Source organism: Pantoea sp. Lij88, assembly GCF_030062155.1.
Lineage (GTDB): Bacteria > Pseudomonadota > Gammaproteobacteria > Enterobacterales > Enterobacteriaceae > Pantoea.
The window spans coordinates 3846314-3863995 of record NZ_CP118269.1 but is presented as its reverse complement, the minus strand read 5'-3'; the positions used below and the strand labels follow the sequence as shown (position 1 = coordinate 3863995).

Sequence of the window (17682 nt, the reverse complement as noted above, 5' to 3'; positions counted from 1 at the left end):
TCTGTTTGTATAACTGATTAATTTTAATCAATAAATTATAAGAGAGGTTGAAGGGGATTGCCGCAGGAAGGCCGTTATTAACCACGAATTTGCAGCTTAAGGTAAATGGCTGGCACGGCTCGCTTTATTAGCCGCAATTTACCGGATATCGCGCTGTCTGCTGTTAAGGCGACATAATGATTTTAGCGCCCGTACCACGCCCGCTTCGCTTCAGGGGCTTAAGTGCCCGTCTTATCATCAGCGGTTCATTCACCCCGTGACGTTGCCCTCCCTGCGCAGAATGCTGTGACAGCGAACCGGCCACAGGCCGCCAGCAGCCAAAAAAAATGCGCCGGGGAGCGCATTTTTCTGGCATCTGCGTGATCAGTGCCTGGCTCGCCGCCCTGTCAGTCAGGCATCGCCTCTGCCGGAATAATCGCGCCGCGATGCTGAATCACGGTGCTGGCAGTCAGGTGTCCGCGCTGCGCGGCAGCCTCCGCGGAGGCGCCCGTCAGACGGCGCGCCAGATATCCGGCACTGAAGGAATCACCGGCAGCCGTGGTGTCGATCACTTTCTCTTTCGCCAGACGCACCGCAGGCACATCTATCAGCGGCGCATCGCCGGTGGCGACCAGACAGGAGTCGGCACCGCGCTTAATCACGATTTCGCTGGCGCCCGCCTGACGGGTTCGCGCGATAACCGCTTCCAGCGGCTCTTCGCCCCACAGCAGATGCTCATCATCCAGCGTCAGGAAGGCGATATCGGTACAGTTGAGCATGGCGCGATACGCAGCCTGCGCACTGGCGCGATCGGCCCATAAACGCGGGCGGTAATTGTTATCGAAAATCACCTTGCCACCGTTGGCCCGGCAGCGGGCCAGCAGCGCCATCAGCGTGTCACGGCTGGCAGGCGGCAGAATCGCCAGACTGATGCCGCTGAGATAGAGATAATCGTAGTGCGAAAGCTGTTCGGCTATCTCTGCCGATTGCGGGCTATCGAGCCAGTAACGCGCGGCGGCATCGCTGCGCCAGTACCAGAAGGTCCGCTCGCCGTCGGCATCCGTTTCAATCACATACAGGCCCGGCATCTTATTATCGAGGCGCTGAATCAGGTCCGTATTCACCTTCTCCTGCTGCCAGGCGGCGATCATCTGATCGCTGAATGAATCTGTCCCCAGCGCCGTGACATAATCGACCCGCAGCTGCTGTTCATCCACCTGGCGGGCGAGATAAACCGCCGTGTTAAGCGTATCGCCGCCAAAACCCCGTTTAATGTTCTCACCCTTCTCGGACAGCTCAATCATGCATTCGCCGATTATGGCGATTCTCTTCTGCGTCATGGTTTAAGACCTGTAGTGAAATATCGCCCTAGTTTCGCGTCTGGTATGGCAGTCGTCAAATGAATTTAAAACGCTGTTTTAATTTAACTTAAGGACGGAAATGGCCCCGATAGGGCTGAAAAGCGCGTCTAACGTCGGCTTGTTTAGTCGATTATGTTAACGCAACGGCTGATAAACTCGCCGTTTCATAGCGCCGGGTTGTTCATCTCTTTATCACAGGCACTTTTGATAATCGCTGCAGCTACCCGTTTTGGGGGCTTGTTGCCAACCAGGAAAATAGCATAGTGATGGAGAGTTTTAGCCAATGGCTGCCGTCTTCAACCGACCTGAATCTCCAGCCGGAAACCCCGCTCTTCTGGCAACAATGCCATCGACGCTATCGGTTTCAGCCGATCTATCGGGTCACCGGTCGGTTGCTCGCCATTGAACTGCTGACCGCCGTTTATCATCCCATGACGCCGGAACGGAGTCTCTCGCCCGAAGCCTGGTTTAGCGGACTCGACATCGCTCAGCGCCTGAACGTCGTGTATGAGCAGCTTGAACTGCTCGCCGAGTGGAGCGCGTTTTTTCAGCGCCATGACGTCGTCGCCTCGGTCAACATCAACGGCCCCTCACTGCTCGCCATTCAGCACCGACCGGCTATTCGTCGTCTTATTACCGGCCTGCCCTGGATACGCTTTGAACTCACCGAGCATCAGGCGCTGCCGCAGGAAGAGAAAGTGGCGAAAATACCTGAACTCGGGCCGCTGTGGCTGGATGATTTCGGCTCGGGTATGGCGAATTTCTCGGCGCTGACCGAACTAAAATATGATTACATCAAGCTGTCGCGCGACCTGTTTACTCTGCTGGGTACGACTGATGAGGGACGCAGCCTCTTTTCGATGCTGCTGGCGCTGATCAGTCGCTACTGCAACGGCGTTATTGTTGAAGGCGTAGAGACGGAAGCGCAGTGGCAGCAGGTCAAAGCGTCGCCTGCTATTGCGGCACAGGGCTACTACTTTTCGCGTCCGATCCCCTTTTCTGAGTTGAATCATCTTACTATCCAGCTTCCCTGATGCCGTTGCCCGTGGTCTCGACTATCTTTAACGCAGACCGTGAATGTGCAAGGAGAAAGCGTAATGTCGCGTACCGGGAAAATAGTCAGCTGGGTAGCAGGAATTCTGGTGTTGTTGATCGTGGTGATTATCGTCGTCATCGCGACCTTTGACTGGAATCGCCTGAAGCCCACCATCAATCAAAAAGTCTCGACCGAGTTAAACCGTCCCTTTGCGATACGCGGGGATCTGGGCATCGACTGGGCACGAAATCGCGACGAAGCAGGCTGGCGGCGCTGGGTGCCGTGGCCGCAGATCCATGCGGAAGATATCATGCTGGGCAATCCGCCTGACATTTCTGACGTCACCATGGTGCATCTGCAGCGTGTCGACGCCACTCTGTCACCGCTGTCGCTGCTGCATAAAGAGGTGTTCATCCCGTGGATTAAGCTGCAGCGGCCCGATGCGCGGCTGGTTCAGACTGCCGATAAAAAGAACAACTGGACTTTTACCCTTGCTGAAAGCGGCAAGGATGAGAAGAAGGCTGCGCCATCGGCCTGGTCCTTCCGTCTGGATAATATTCTTTTTGATCAGGGCCAGATTCGCTATCGCGACGCTATTAACCATGCCGACGTTACGGTGCAGGTCAATCCGCTGGGTAAACCGGTGCCGTATACGCAGATTGCTGGCGGCGATGACCAGCAGAAGGGCGCAGGCGACTTCGTCTTTGGCTGGAAGGCCAGCGGCACCTATAACGACGAGAAACTCACTGGTGACGGCAGGATTGGCGGCATGCTGTCGCTGCGCAGCCAGAACACGCCGTTCCCGATTCAGGCCGATGTGCGCAACGGCACCACGCGCGTTCAGGTGACCGGCGGTCTGCAGGATCCGATGAACCTCGGCGGGCTGAACGTGCGCCTGCGCTTCTCGGGCGATACGCTGGCGAATCTCTATGGCCTGACCGGCGTTCTGCTGCCTGACACACCGCCTTATGAAACTGACGGCCATCTGATTGCTAAATTTAATGGCGAAAAGGGCGCGGTCTACCGCTATGAGAAATTCAACGGCCATATCGGCGATAGCGATATTCATGGCTCGCTGATCTACAGCCAGGTCAAACCCCGCCCGACACTCAGCGGTGAAATGACCTCTGAGCAGCTGCGTATGGCCGATCTGGGGCCGCTGATTGGCGTCGACTCCGGCAAAGGCAGCGAAAAAACGGCGCAGGCTAAAGCCCGTCGCGGTGAGAAATCGAATCAGCCTGCCGACCGCGTGCTGCCGCACGATAAATTCGATACCAAAAACTGGGATGTGATGGATGCCGACGTGAAGTTCAGCGGCAAACGGATCGAACACAGCAATTCACTGCCGTTGAGCGATCTCTATACCCATTTGCAGATGAAAAACGGCGATCTGCTGCTGGATCCGCTGCGCTTTGGTGTGGCAGGCGGCAATCTCAACAGCACTATCCGGCTGGAAGGCGATCACTCGCCGATGCGTGGTCGGGTTGACCTTCATGTGCGTAAGCTGCAGCTGCGTCAGCTCTTCCCGACGGTAGAGGCGATGAAGAACAGCCGTGGCCAGCTTAATGGCGATGCCAGCTTTACCGGCACCGGTAACTCCGTGGCCGATCTGCTGGCGACCAGCAACGGGCAACTTAAGCTGCTGATGAATGATGGGTTGATCAGCCGCAGCCTGATGGAGATTGCCGGACTCAACGTGGGTAATTACGTGGTAGGCAAACTGTTTGGCGATGACCAGGTGCGCATCAACTGTGCCGCGACCGATCTCAAATTGCAGAACGGTGTGGCGACGCCAAACCTGTTTGTGTTTGATACCGAGAACGCCATTATCAATGTGTCCGGTAACGCGAACTTCGCCAGTGAGCGGCTGGATCTGTCAGTAAATCCGGAGAGTAAAGGCATCCGCATCGTGACGCTGCGTTCCCCGCTTTACGTGCGCGGCACCTTCAAAAATCCTGATGCGGGCGTGAAAACGGGGCCACTGCTGGCGCGTGGTGCGGCTGCCGTGGCGCTGGGCGCGGTCGTGGGTCCGGCAGCGGCGCTGCTGGCACTGATCTCTCCAAGTGATAACGAAGACAACCAGTGCAGCACCGTGTTGCAACAGATGAAGCAGAAGAAGTAATTAGTTGCGGTAGAGCACTTTGATAATGTGATAACCAAAGCCGGTCTTTACCGGCCCGTAAGGCGTCAGCAGCGGGCAGGTAAAGACCGCTTTATCAAAGGCCGGCACCATCTGTCCCTGACGGAACTCGCCCAGATCGCCGCCATTCCGGCCGGAAGGACAGGTTGAGTGCTTCTTTGCCAGCTGCTGGAAATTGCCGCCTTTCGCCAGTTTCGCCAGAATCTCTTTTGCCAGCGCTTCCTCTTTGACGAGGATGTGTAAAGCCGCCGCGGTTTTCGCCATGTTGGTATCTCTGTTGTGTATAATTGCCGCCCAGTATAAACCCCTTTCTTTTGATTCAATCAGGCGATTTCTCCTATGCGTTTAAACCCCAGCCAACAACGTGCCGTCGAATTTGTTACCGGTCCCTGTCTGGTGCTGGCGGGCGCGGGATCGGGCAAAACCCGCGTGATTACCAATAAAATCGCCCATCTGATTCGTGAATGCGGCTATCAGGCGCGCCATATCGCTGCGGTGACCTTTACCAATAAGGCCTCGCGCGAAATGAAAGAGCGTGTCGCGCAGACGCTGGGCCGTAAAGAGGCGCGCGGTCTGCTGATCTCGACCTTCCATACGCTGGGACTGGAGATCATTAAACGCGAAACGGCGGCGCTGGGCATGAAATCGAACTTCTCGCTGTTCGACGATCAGGATCAGCTCGCCCTGCTGAAAGAGCTGACCAAAGAGTGGCTGGAAGAGGATAAGACGCTGTTACAGCAGCTTATCTCCACCATCTCGAACTGGAAAAATGATCTGATCGATCCGCAGGGCGCCGCCGCGCTGGCGCGCTCCCAGCAGGATAATATTTTTGCGCACTGCTATGCCCTCTATAGCCAGCATCTGAAGTCGTGCAACGTGCTCGATTTCGATGACCTGATCCTGCTGCCGACGCTGCTGCTGCAGCGTAATCAGGAAGTGCGCGAACGCTGGCAGCAGCGTATCCGCTATCTGCTGGTGGATGAGTATCAGGACACCAACACCAGTCAGTATGAGCTGGTTAAACTGCTGGTTGGCGCACGGGCGCGCTTCACGGTGGTCGGCGATGACGATCAGTCGATCTACTCCTGGCGTGGCGCGCGGCCGCAGAATCTGGTGCTGCTGAATCAGGATTTCCCGGCGCTGGAGGTCGTGAAGCTGGAGCAGAACTACCGCTCTTCGCAGCGCATCCTGAAGGCGGCGAATATCCTGATTGCCAACAACCCGCACGTCTTTGAGAAACGGCTGTTTTCGGAGCTGGGGCAGGGCAGTGAGCTGAAAGTGCTGACCGCCAACAGCGAAGAGCATGAAGCGGAGCGGGTGACCGGCGAACTGATCGCGCATCACTTCATTAACCGGACACAGTACAAAGATTACGCGATTCTCTATCGCGGTAACCATCAGTCGCGGACCTTTGAAAAGTTTCTGATGCAGAACCGCATCCCTTATCGCATCTCTGGCGGCACCTCGTTCTTCTCCCGGCCGGAGATCAAGGATCTGCTCGCCTACCTGCGCGTGCTGACCAATCCTGAAGATGACAGCGCGTTTCTGCGCATCGTCAATACGCCGCGCCGTGAGATTGGCCCGGCCACGCTGCAGAAGCTGGGTGAGTGGGCCAACCTACGCAGCAAGAGCCTGTTTAACGCCAGTTTTGATGTCGGCCTGGGGCAGACGCTGAGCGGCCGTGGGCTGGAGCATCTGCAGCGCTTCACCCACTGGCTGAATGAGATTATCCAGCTGAGCGAAAGGGAGCCGGTGAATGCGGTGCGCGACCTGATTCGCGGCATCGACTACGAAAGCTGGCTGTTCGAAACCTCCGGCAGTCCGAAAGCCGCCGAAATGCGGATGAAGAACGTCAATACGCTGTTTCAGTGGATGACTGAAATGCTGGAGGGCAGCGATATCGATGAGCCGATGACGCTGGCGCAGGTGGTGACGCGCTTTACCCTGCGCGACATGATGGAGCGCGGTGAAAGCGATGAAGAGCTGGATCAGGTGCAGCTGATGACGCTGCACGCCTCTAAAGGGCTGGAGTTCCCCTATGTCTTCCTGGTGGGTATGGAAGAGGGACTGTTGCCGCATCAGAGCAGCATCGATGAGAACAACATCGAAGAGGAGCGTCGCCTGGCTTACGTGGGGATCACAAGGGCGCAGAAAGAGCTGACCTTTACCCTGTGTCGCGAACGCCGGCAATATGGCGAGTTAGTCCGGCCGGAACCGAGTCGTTTTCTGCTGGAACTGCCGCAGGACGATCTGCAATGGGAAACCGAGCGCAAAGTGGTCAGTGCGGAAGAACGAATGAAAACCGGACAGAGCCGGGTCGCCGGTCTGAGAGCGATGCTGGATAAGGCGAAAAAGAGTTAAACCGGTGCAGGAGGCGAAGGATACTCGCCTCAGGCATGTGGGATTACGACAGGGTTAACAACCAGTGGACGTAAGACTGATAGTGGCTTTCCTGCTCCAGCAGCTCACTGCGCAGCGGATGCGCCTCCAGCCAGCCTGCGGGCAGGGTCAGATGCAGGGCATCGTCGTCTGCCTGTAGCCGCACTGCAGGCAGCGTGTCGTCGCGACGGCGGGTAGAGAAAATAATCGCCAGCCGCAGCAGACGGCACATCCGTTCCGCCAGACGCGGCGGCAGGGCATTTTGCTGCGTCAGCAATGCCAGGTCGATGCTGCCGCTCTGGTTTTGCAGTAAACAGGCCAGCAGCTTCTTCTGCGCCGGTGTGAAGCCCGGAAGGTCGAGGTGACGCACCAGATACGCCGCGTGCTGCGGCGCATGACGGAAGTCGACGCTCAGGCCGATTTCGTGGATCGCACAGGCGCTGAGCAGCAGCTCACGACATCGCTGATCCAGCTTCCACGGCGTGGAAACCTGACGGAAGAAACTTTCTGCCAGCTGGCGCACGCGGTCTGCCTGTTCAACATCAATGCTGAAACGGCGCTGAACGTTGTGCAGCGTGCGGGTCCGGATATCGCGGTCGATGGGCAGATGCAGCATGCCGTAGACCAGTCCTTCACGCAGTGCGCCGCCCGCCAGCGTCATGCTGTCAATGCTGAGTTCCTGGAAGATGGCGATGAGAATCGACAGACCGCTCGGGAACACCAGCGCCCGCTCCAGCGTCAGCCCTTCGATTTCCAGCTCTTCCAGTTTGCCGCACTGAATGGCACGCTGTTTGAGCTGCTGCAGTTTATTTAGCGTGATGCGCTCATCCATGCCCTGCGCAACCATGATCTCCTGCAGCGCCTGAACCGTGCCGGAGGCCCCGACACAGGCCTGCCAGCCCTGCTCACGCAATTGCGCGGCAATCGGCTGGATCATCTCACGCGCTGCCAGCTCGGCCTGGTCAAAGTTCTCTTTCGCCAGGTGACGATCGCTGAAGAAGCGTTCAAGCCACGTCACACAGCCCATCGACAGGCTGAACAACACCGAGGCGTGCGAGCCATCGCCGGTCGCCAGTTCGGTGCTGCCGCCGCCGATATCGACCACTAAACGCTGGTCGGAACCGCCGGTGGTGTGGGCCACGCCCTGATAAATCAGGCGCGCCTCTTCTTCACCGCTGATGACGTTGATGGTACAGCCGAGAATCTGTTGAGCTTTATCGAGGAAGGTCTGCGCGTTGGCAGCCAGACGCAGCGTGGCGGTCGCCACCACGCGGATCTGATCGGGGGGAATATCCTGCAGTTGTTCAGAGAACAGTCTGAGGCATTGCCAGCCACGCGACATCGCATCGGCTGACAACAGGTTATTTTTATCCAGACCGGCAGCAAGGCGAACCTTGCGCTTAATTTTTGCGACGGTCTGAATACTGCCAGAGACCTCGCGCACCACCAACATATGAAAGCTGTTAGACCCTAAATCAATCGCTGCATAAAGTGACGATGCGCTTAGCATGGTGCCCTAACCTGAACGTTTACGGTTGTTATTGCGTGGAGCACCGCGACGATTGGCGTTATTTCCCCCGCGACGCGGGCCACTGCCGGTACGGCTGCGCTGCAGACGCTTAGGCGGCGGCAAATCGGTTAACAACGCTTCACTGCTGTACTTACTGACCGGAATGCTGTGGCCAATGTACTCTTCAATCGACGGCAGGTTCAGCGCGTACTCTTCACAGGCCAGGCTGATAGAGTGCCCGCTGGCACCCGCACGACCGGTACGGCCAATACGGTGAACGTAATCTTCACAGTCGTCTGGCAGATCGTAGTTAAAGACGTGAGTCACAGCCGGGATGTGCAGACCGCGAGCCGCGACATCGGTCGCAACCAGAATATCCACATCACCTTTGGTGAAGTCATCCAGAATGCGCAGGCGCTTCTTCTGAGCTACATCACCGGTCAGCAGGCCGACACGGTGTCCGTCCGCCGCCAGGTGGCCCCAGACATCTTCACAGCGGTGCTTGGTGTTAGCGAAGATAATGGCGCGATCGGGCCACTCTTCTTCCAGCAGGGTCTGCAGCAGGCGCATTTTCTCTTCGTTAGACGGATAGAAAAGCTCTTCCTGGATGCGATGGCCGGTTTTCTGCTCCGGTTCCACTTCCACATATTCAGCACTGTTCATGTGCTCAAACGCCAGTTCACGGACGCGGTAGGAGAGGGTAGCCGAGAACAGCATGCTCAGACGCTGTGTTGCCGGCGGCATGCGACGGAACAGCCAGCGAATATCTTTAATAAAGCCGAGATCGAACATGCGATCGGCTTCGTCCAGCACCATGACCTGAATGGCACCGAGGTTAACGTGATTCTGCTTCGCGTAGTCGATCAGGCGACCGGTGGTGGCGACCAGAATATCAACGCCCTGCTCCAGCACTTTCAGCTGTTTGTCATAACCGTCTCCGCCATAGGCGAGACCCAGTTTCAGGCCGGTTGAGGCGGTAAGGGGTTCTGCATCTGCATGAATCTGCACAGCAAGTTCACGCGTCGGCGCAAGAATTAATGCCCGAGGCTGGTTAACCTGACGACCTTCCGCCGCAGGATGAGAGAGAAGATGATGAAACGTTGACGTCAGAAACGCCATCGTTTTGCCGGTACCGGTTTGCGCCTGGCCTGCAACATCACGCCCTGAAAGCGTAAAAGGCAGAGCTAACGCCTGAATCGGCGTGCAGTATTGAAAGCCTTTAGTATCAAGGGCTTCCACCACTTTTGGGTGCAGGGCGAAGTCGGAAAACTTCTGTTCAGTTAAGTGTGTTTTGCTCATAGTGTGGTAGAATATCAGCTTACTATCGCTTTACGAAAGCGTATCCGATGAAATAAAGTCAACCAACATTGGTATATTTTACGCCAATTCGCCAGGCATAATCTTGTGGAGTAAAACATGAGCAGCGATAAAATCGTTCATCTGACTGATGACAGTTTCGACACCGACGTGCTGAAAGCCGACGGCGTTACACTGGTAGATTTCTGGGCTGAATGGTGTGGTCCTTGCAAAATGATCGCGCCAATCCTTGATGAAGTTGCAGAAGAGTATGATGGCAAGCTGACCATCGCTAAGCTGAATATTGATGATAACCCAGGCACGGCACCGAAGTATGGCATTCGTGGTATCCCGACGCTGCTGCTGTTTAAAAATGGCGAAGTCGCCGCGACCAAAGTGGGCGCGCTGTCTAAAGGCCAGCTGAAAGAGTTCCTGAACGCCAATCTGGCGTAATGCGGGACTGAACGTCTGGCAGTGGTGAATTTATCTCCTGCTGCTGGACGTTCACTTTCAGGCATGCTAAGTTACCAACACTGCATTACGAACTTACCTTGTAGTTAGCATCTAAAGTTTTCCCTTGTTGAACCCTGTCGCCCTGTACCTTATAAAGATAGAACGGTTCAGCAATCTTACGGTTAGCTCCAACTCTGGCATCACATTCGGACATCTCCCTGCATACCGATCGCCATTCCATACGATGATCGTCGGGAAGAGCCGAAAAGAGCCATTAACGGCATGGATTAGTTGCCATACCACTCACGACAAACATTCCGAGTATTACCCCGAGTTTAAGAACCCATCACTATGAATCTTACCGAATTAAAGAATACGCCGGTTGCTGAGCTGATTACTCTCGGCGAAAATATGGGACTGGAAAACCAGGCTCGTATGCGCAAGCAGGACATTATCTTTTCAATCCTGAAGCAGCACGCAAAAAGCGGCGAAGACATCTTCGGTGATGGCGTGCTGGAGATCCTTCAGGATGGATTTGGATTCCTCCGTTCCGGAGACAGCTCCTACCTCGCCGGCCCTGATGATATCTACGTTTCTCCCAGCCAAATCCGCCGCTTTAACCTCCGCACAGGTGACACCATCTCTGGCAAAATCCGTCCACCAAAAGAAGGTGAACGTTATTTTGCGCTGCTGAAAGTTAACGAAGTTAACTACGACAAGCCGGAAAACGCGCGTAATAAGATTCTGTTCGAAAACCTCACGCCGCTGCACGCAAATAAACGTCTGCGTATGGAGCGGGGTAATGGCTCAACGGAAGATTTAACCGCACGCGTACTGGATCTGGCTTCGCCAATTGGTCGTGGTCAGCGTGGTCTGATCGTGGCACCGCCGAAAGCCGGTAAAACCATGCTGCTGCAGAACATCGCGCAGAGCCTGGCGTATAACTACCCGGATTGCGTGCTGATGGTGCTGCTGATCGATGAGCGCCCGGAAGAAGTAACCGAGATGCAGCGTCTGGTGAAAGGCGAAGTTATCGCCTCAACCTTCGATGAGCCAGCCTCACGCCACGTTCAGGTTGCTGAAATGGTGATCGAGAAGGCCAAGCGTCTGGTTGAGCACAAGAAAGATGTCATCATCCTGCTCGACTCAATCACACGTCTGGCGCGTGCCTACAACACCGTGGTTCCTGCTTCAGGTAAAGTCCTGACCGGTGGTGTGGATGCCAACGCCCTGCATCGTCCAAAGCGTTTCTTTGGTGCTGCACGTAACGTGGAAGAGGGCGGTAGCCTGACCATCATCGCGACCGCGCTGGTTGATACCGGTTCGAAGATGGATGAAGTGATTTACGAAGAGTTTAAAGGTACCGGTAACATGGAACTGCATCTCGCGCGTAAAATTGCTGAAAAACGTGTCTTCCCGGCGATTGATTACAACCGCTCTGGTACACGTAAAGAAGAGCTGCTCACTTCTCAGGAAGAGCTGCAGAAGATGTGGATCCTGCGTAAGATTATTCACCCAATGGGCGAAATCGACGCAATGGAATTCCTCATCAACAAGCTGGCGATGACCAAAACCAATGATGAATTCTTCGACATGATGAAGCGTTCATAATCCGATACTGCCAGGCCGGACCACAGATCCGGCTTTTTTAGTCCAGATGCGCAGAAAATCGACCTTACGCCACGTCTCAACGTGGCGTTTTTCATTTGTGAGCTATAGGATTGAACACTGGCAGGAGCATTTATAATGACTGTGGTAGTGATGGCGAATTTTTGACCGTTCGTCTGTCTCTTTATGCAGAATTCGGAATCCGATACAGCGATAAGCGCAATTTTTCGCGTATTGTTGTGCGGGATGTTAGCTGAGAGCGTTTAACGTGAATTTACTCACTATGAGTACTGAGCTTGGTTTAATTTTTCTCTTTTCCCTGGCTTTCCTCTTTTTTGCTCGAAAAGCAGCTAAAAAAATTGGTTTAGTTGATAAGCCTAACTCACGTAAACGCCATCATGGCGCGATTCCGTTGGTGGGCGGCATCTCTGTGTTCGCAGGTATCTGCTTCACGTTTGCCATTACCAACTATTACCTGCCACACGCGCTGCTCTATCTGGGCTGCGCCGGTGTTCTGGTGCTGGTTGGCGCACTGGATGACCGTTTCGATATCAGCGTTAAATTCCGCGCGGTCGTGCAGGCCATTGTCGCTCTGGTGATGATGTTTGGCGCAAAACTCTATCTGCTCAGCCTGGGCTTTATCGTCGGCCCGTTCGAGCTTATCGTCGGACCCTTCGGCTATGTGCTGACGCTGTTTGCCGTCTGGGCCGCAATCAACGCCTTTAATATGGTGGACGGGATCGACGGTCTGCTGGGCGGACTCTCCTCCGTTACCTTTGCCGCCATGGGCATCATCCTCTACTTCGACGGCCAGACCAGCCTTGCGATGTGGTGTTTTGCGATGATTGCCGCCACGCTGCCCTATATCCTGCTTAACCTCGGTTTCCTCGGCCGTCGCTTCAAAGTCTTTATGGGCGATGCCGGCAGCACCATGATCGGTTTCACTATTATCTGGATTCTGCTGGAGACGACGCAGGGTCTGAGCCATCCGATTACGCCCGTTACCGCCCTCTGGCTCATCGCTATTCCGCTGATGGATATGGTGGCGATTATGTACCGTCGCCTGCGCAAAGGCATGAGCCCGTTCTCGGCTGACCGCCAGCACATTCACCATCTGATTATGCGTGCCGGCTTTACCTCGCGTCAGGCCTTTGTGCTGATCACTCTGGCGGCGGCCATTCTCGCCGGTATCGGTGTACTGGGTGAATATCTGGCGTTCATCCCGGAGTGGGTGATGCTGCTGTTGTTCCTGGGCGCCTTTATGGTTTACGGCTACTGCCTGAAACATGCGTGGCGCGTAGCGCGACGCGTCCGGCGCATCAAGCGTCGTCTGAGCCATTACCGCGAAGCAAAAAACAAATGAACCCGATGCTGATTAAAGGATAACTCTGCCATGCCTTCTGACGTTGTGGACAACGAACTGGATATTCGCGGCCTGAGCTGCCGTTTATGGCGTGGCAAGCGCTGGATTGTCGGGCTGGCGCTGCTGTTTGCTCTGGCCGCCTGGCTGGTCACGCTGCTGCTGAAACAGGTCTGGAGCACCACGGCGGTCACCGATCGTCCGACGGTGAACATGCTGGGTTCTTACTATGCGCAGCAGCAGTTTCTGACCAATCTGGATGTGCGTAACAACGCCCTGACCCTGGCTGCGCCGTCACCGACGGTGATGGATCAGGTCTATCAGGAGTTCATCATGCAACTCGCCTCGTGGGATACGCGTCGTGAGTTCTGGCAGCAGACGGATTATTTCAGGAGCCGTAAAACCGGCAATGCGCATAACGATGCCGCGCTGCTCGACGATATGATCGGCAATATCCTGTTCACGCCCGCTGACGCGGCACATAACCTGCCCGATAACGTCAAACTTAAAGCGGAAACCGCTGGCGACGCCAACAATCTGCTGCGCCAGTACATCGCCTATGCCAGTGAGCGCGCCGCGCGTCATCTGAACGATGAGTTGAAAGGGGCCTGGCGCGCTCGTAGCGACCAGTTGCAGGCGCAGGTGAAGCGTCAGGAAGATGTGGCTAATGCCGTATTCGAGCGTCAGCAGCATCGGCTGGAGCAGGCGCTGAAGATCGCCAGCCAGCAGGGCATTAATGAGAAGCAGACGCGTGAAGTGGGTGAGAACCTGGCGGACAGCGATCTGTTCCTGCTGGGCCAGCCTGTTTTACAGGGACAACTGGACACCCTGCGCGCCACCGGTCCGAGCTTTGATATCAGCTATGATCAGAACAGAGCAATGCTGACCACGCTGCAGACCGGGCCAAAACTGAACAGCAAGTTCCAGACCTACCGTTATCTGCGTACGCCGGAAGAGCCGGTATCACGTGACAGTCCGCGACGTCTGTTCATGATGATTATGTGGGGTGCCGTTGGGGCATTAACAGGCGCGGGAGTGGCGCTGGCACGTCGTCCGCGTCTGATGTCAGACACGCATGAGTGAGAGAAACAGTGTGAAAGTTCTGACGGTATTTGGTACTCGCCCCGAAGCGATTAAAATGGCGCCACTGGTTCAGGCGCTGTCGCAGGATCCCGCTTTTGAGTCGCGGCTGTGCGTCACCGCACAGCATCGCGAAATGCTCGATCAGGTGCTGCGTCTGTTCAAGCTGGAACCGGACTACGACCTCAACATTATGCGTCCTGAGCAGGGTCTGACCGAGATCACCTGCCGCATTTTAGAGGGCATGAAAACCGTCCTGCTCGACTTCAAACCGGACATCGTGCTGGTGCATGGTGACACCACCACGACGCTGGCGGCGAGCCTGGCGGCTTTCTATCAGCAGATTCCAGTGGGGCATGTGGAGGCCGGTCTGCGTACCGGCGATCTCGCCTCGCCGTGGCCGGAAGAGGGTAACCGCAAGCTCACCGGCCATCTTGCCCGTCTGCACTTTACGCCAACCTCGCAGTCGCGGCAGAACCTGCTGCAGGAAAATCTGCCCGACGCGCGCATCATTGTGACCGGTAATACGGTCATCGATGCGCTGCTGTGGGTTCGCGATCGGGTGCTGGATGACAGCAATCTGAACGCACAGCTGGCGGCGCGTTATCCGTTTCTCGATCCGGATAAGAAACTGGTGCTGGTCACCGGTCACCGCCGTGAAAGTTTTGGCGGCGGTTTTGAACGTATCTGCAGCGCGCTGGCGCAGATTGCCCGCCAGCATCCTGAGGCGCAGATCGTCTATCCGGTCCACCTCAATCCTAATGTCAGCGAGCCGGTTAACCGGATACTCAGCGGCATTGAGAATATCATCCTGATTGAACCGCAGGAGTATCTGCCTTTTGTCTGGCTGATGAACCGCGCCTGGCTGATCCTTACCGATTCCGGCGGCATTCAGGAGGAGGCGCCTTCGCTGGGTAAACCGGTGCTGGTGATGCGTGATACCACCGAGCGGCCCGAAGCGGTCGATGCCGGTACCGTCAAACTGGTGGGAACAGATATCGCCAGAATCGTGGCCAGTGTCAGCGAATTGCTGAGCGACGACGAGGCCTGGCAGGCGATGAGCCACGCCCATAATCCGTATGGCGATGGCAAAGCCTGTGGTCGAATTTTACAAGCCTTAAAAGATAACAGAGCCGAATTATGAGTTTTGAAACCATCTCCGTGATTGGACTGGGATACATTGGGCTGCCGACGGCAGCCGTTTTTGCCTCAAAGGGAAAAAAAGTGGTGGGCGTGGATATCAACGCCCGCGCCGTTGAAACTATCAATCGTGGCGCGATCCACATCGTGGAACCCGATTTAGATCGGGTCGTGCATGCGGCCGTCACGCGTGGCGACCTGCGCGCCACCACGCAGCCTGAAGCCGCCGACGCCTTTCTGATTGCCGTACCGACCCCGTTTAAAGATGAGCATCAGCCCGACCTGCGCTTTGTGAAAGCGGCGGCAGAGTCGATCGCGCCGGTTCTGAAAAAGGGCGATCTGGTGATTCTGGAGTCGACCTCGCCGGTGGGCAGCACCGAACAGATGGCCGAGTGGCTGGCGGCGGCACGTCCCGACCTGCGCTTCCCGCAGCACGGTGAGACGCCCGATATTTTTGTCGCCTACTGCCCGGAGCGCGTGCTGCCAGGCCAGGTGATGGTTGAGCTGATTAACAACGACCGGGTGATTGGCGGCATGACGCCCGCCTGTTCTGCCCGCGCCAGCGAGCTCTATCGGCTGTTTTTAAAAGGCGAATGCGTTGAAACCAACGCCCGCACCGCCGAGATGTGCAAGCTGACTGAAAACAGCTTCCGTGACGTGAATATCGCCTTCGCCAATGAGCTGTCACTGATTTGTGCCGATCAGGGCATTAACGTCTGGGAACTGATTGCGCTGGCGAATCGCCATCCGCGCGTCAACATTCTGCAGCCGGGGCCGGGCGTCGGGGGGCACTGTATCGCCGTTGATCCCTGGTTTATCGTGGCGCAGAATCCTGAATTAGCCCGCCTGATCCGCACCGCGCGCGAGGTGAATGACGCCAAGCCTCAGTGGGTGCTGGACCAGGTGAAAACCGCGCTGGCGGACTGCCTGACGCAGACCGGCAAGCGCGCCAGCGATATCACCATCGCCTGCTTTGGCCTGGCCTTTAAACCGAATATCGACGACCTGCGCGAAAGCCCGGCGGTCGGTGTGGCACAGAAGATTGCTGAGTGGCACAGCGGCAAGAACTGGGTGGTTGAACCCCATATTGAGCAGCTAGCCGACTCGCTGGCGGATAAAGCGGAGCTGGTCTCCTGCGAGCAGGCGCTGGCCCAGGCCGATATTCTGGTGATGCTGGTCGATCACCGCGCCTTCCGCGCCATTGATGCCGCCGACGTTCAGCAGAACTGGATTGTCGACACCAAAGGTGTTTGGCGATGAAGCGCTTTCTGATCACGGGCGGTGCCGGTTTTATCGGCTCGGCTCTGGTGCGCTTTCTGATCGCAGAAACCGAACATCAGGTGGTGGTGGTCGATAAACTCAGCTATGCCGGAAATCTGGCGTCACTCGCCAGCGTGGCCGATTCGTCCCGCTTCTCTTTTGAGCAGGTCGACATCTGTGATCGTGCGGCGCTTGATGAAGTATTTGCCCGTTATCAGCCAGACTGCGTGATGCATCTTGCGGCTGAAAGTCATGTTGATCGCTCGATTGACGGGCCGGTGGCCTTTATCGAGACCAATATTGTCGGAACCTGGCAGTTGCTGGAGGCTGCGCGTTCTTACTGGCAAAACCTGGATGACGCGCGCAAAACGGCCTTTCTGTTCCACCATATCTCGACCGATGAAGTCTTTGGCGATCTGCATGACAGTCAGGCTTATTTCACCGAAACCACCCCTTATGCGCCAAGCAGTCCTTACGCTGCCAGCAAGGCCAGCAGCGACCATTTAGTGCGGGCCTGGCTGCGAACCTACGGTCTGCCCACGCTGGTCACTAACTGTTCAAATAACTACGGCCCCTGCCATTTCCCGGAGAAGCTGATCCCGCTGACCATCATCAATGCGCTGGCCGGTAAAGCCCTGCCGGTGTACGGCAACGGACAGCAGATTCGTGACTGGCTCTACGTGGAAGATCACGCCCGCGCGCTCTATCAGGTGGTCAGTCAGGGCAAGCCAGGCGAAACCTACAATATTGGCGGTCATAATGAGCGTCGCAATATCGAGGTGGTTGAAACCATCTGCAGCCTGCTTGAAGAGCTGGCCGCAGAGCAGAAACCTGCCGGGCTGGCGCATTATCGCGACCTGATTACCTATGTTACTGACCGCCCGGGTCACGATCAGCGCTACGCCATCGATGCCAGTAAAATTGCGCATGAACTTGGCTGGGTGCCGCAGGAAACCTTTGAAAGCGGCATGCGTAAAACCGTGGCATGGTATCTGGCCAATCCGGCCTGGTGGCAGGCCATTCTGGATGGTCGCTATCAGGGCGAACGCCTTGGCTTATCGCAATAAACCCGCGTAAGGA

The 17682-nt window shown here is 56.2% G+C and carries 14 protein-coding genes; 10 read left to right on the top strand and 4 right to left on the bottom strand.

The window, feature by feature from the left end:
- Positions 1-386: 386 nt before the first annotated feature.
- Positions 387-1319 carry a 2-dehydro-3-deoxygluconokinase gene (gene kdgK, locus PU624_RS21895; RefSeq protein WP_283546609.1) on the bottom strand — a complete coding sequence of 311 codons (933 nt, stop codon included), beginning with the start codon at positions 1317-1319 and terminating at the stop codon, positions 387-389.
- Between the two features lie 281 nt (positions 1320-1600).
- Between kdgK and pdeH the strand changes: the two genes are divergently transcribed.
- On the top strand, positions 1601-2374 hold the full coding sequence (gene pdeH, locus PU624_RS21890) for a cyclic-guanylate-specific phosphodiesterase (RefSeq protein ID WP_283548058.1): 774 nt from the start codon (positions 1601-1603) through the stop codon (positions 2372-2374).
- A gap of 63 nt (positions 2375-2437) precedes the next feature.
- Positions 2438-4498, top strand: a complete 2061-nt coding sequence (locus tag PU624_RS21885; protein WP_283546608.1) for an AsmA family protein — start codon at positions 2438-2440, stop codon at positions 4496-4498.
- Here the strand turns inward: PU624_RS21885 and ppiC are convergent, their stop codons facing one another.
- Positions 4499-4780 carry a peptidylprolyl isomerase PpiC gene (gene ppiC, locus PU624_RS21880; RefSeq protein WP_010257386.1) on the bottom strand — a complete coding sequence of 94 codons (282 nt, stop codon included), beginning with the start codon at positions 4778-4780 and terminating at the stop codon, positions 4499-4501.
- Between the two features lie 75 nt (positions 4781-4855).
- On the opposite strand from ppiC, the gene rep reads away from it, so the two are divergent.
- Positions 4856-6877: a DNA helicase Rep gene (gene rep / locus PU624_RS21875; protein ID WP_283546607.1), complete on the top strand. Its 2022-nt coding sequence runs from the start codon at positions 4856-4858 to the stop codon at positions 6875-6877.
- A gap of 43 nt (positions 6878-6920) precedes the next feature.
- On the opposite strand, the gene gppA is transcribed toward rep, so the two are convergent.
- Together gppA and rhlB are read right to left on the bottom strand one after the other, a co-directional pair.
- Entirely contained in the window at positions 6921-8405 is a 1485-nt protein-coding gene (gppA, locus tag PU624_RS21870; RefSeq protein ID WP_283546606.1) for a guanosine-5'-triphosphate,3'-diphosphate diphosphatase, read from the bottom strand.
- A gap of 6 nt (positions 8406-8411) precedes the next feature.
- On the bottom strand, positions 8412-9704 hold the full coding sequence (gene rhlB, locus PU624_RS21865) for an ATP-dependent RNA helicase RhlB (RefSeq protein WP_090966423.1): 1293 nt from the start codon (positions 9702-9704) through the stop codon (positions 8412-8414).
- Positions 9705-9821: 117 nt separating this feature from the next.
- Here rhlB and trxA point away from each other — a divergent pair, with 117 nt between their 5' ends.
- The 7 genes from trxA to rffG all read left to right on the top strand — a co-directional run bounded on the left by trxA (position 9822) and on the right by rffG (position 17669).
- A complete protein-coding gene (trxA, locus tag PU624_RS21860; protein WP_003851963.1) occupies positions 9822-10154 on the top strand; it encodes a thioredoxin TrxA in 333 nt (110 codons plus the stop codon).
- 351 nt (positions 10155-10505) lie between these two features.
- The gene (gene rho / locus PU624_RS21855; RefSeq protein ID WP_003851960.1) at positions 10506-11765 is read left to right on the top strand and encodes a transcription termination factor Rho; all 1260 of its coding nucleotides are present in this window, start codon (positions 10506-10508) and stop codon (positions 11763-11765) included.
- Positions 11766-12045: 280 nt separating this feature from the next.
- Complete coding sequence (wecA, locus tag PU624_RS21850) at positions 12046-13125, top strand: UDP-N-acetylglucosamine--undecaprenyl-phosphate N-acetylglucosaminephosphotransferase (RefSeq protein ID WP_283546605.1); 1080 nt, start codon at positions 12046-12048, stop codon at positions 13123-13125.
- A gap of 30 nt (positions 13126-13155) precedes the next feature.
- Positions 13156-14205: an ECA polysaccharide chain length modulation protein gene (wzzE, locus tag PU624_RS21845; RefSeq protein ID WP_283546604.1), complete on the top strand. Its 1050-nt coding sequence runs from the start codon at positions 13156-13158 to the stop codon at positions 14203-14205.
- A 10-nt stretch (positions 14206-14215) separates the two neighbouring features.
- Positions 14216-15346, top strand: a complete 1131-nt coding sequence (gene wecB, locus PU624_RS21840) for a non-hydrolyzing UDP-N-acetylglucosamine 2-epimerase (RefSeq protein WP_283548057.1) — start codon at positions 14216-14218, stop codon at positions 15344-15346.
- Positions 15343-16602, top strand: coding sequence for a UDP-N-acetyl-D-mannosamine dehydrogenase (wecC, locus tag PU624_RS21835; protein WP_283546603.1), 1260 nt, complete (start codon positions 15343-15345; stop codon positions 16600-16602). The genes wecB and wecC overlap by 4 nt, the downstream gene beginning before the upstream one ends.
- Positions 16599-17669, top strand: a complete 1071-nt coding sequence (gene rffG / locus PU624_RS21830) for a dTDP-glucose 4,6-dehydratase (RefSeq protein WP_283546602.1) — start codon at positions 16599-16601, stop codon at positions 17667-17669. Before wecC ends, rffG begins: the two co-directional genes overlap by 4 nt.
- Positions 17670-17682: the final 13 nt, after the last annotated feature.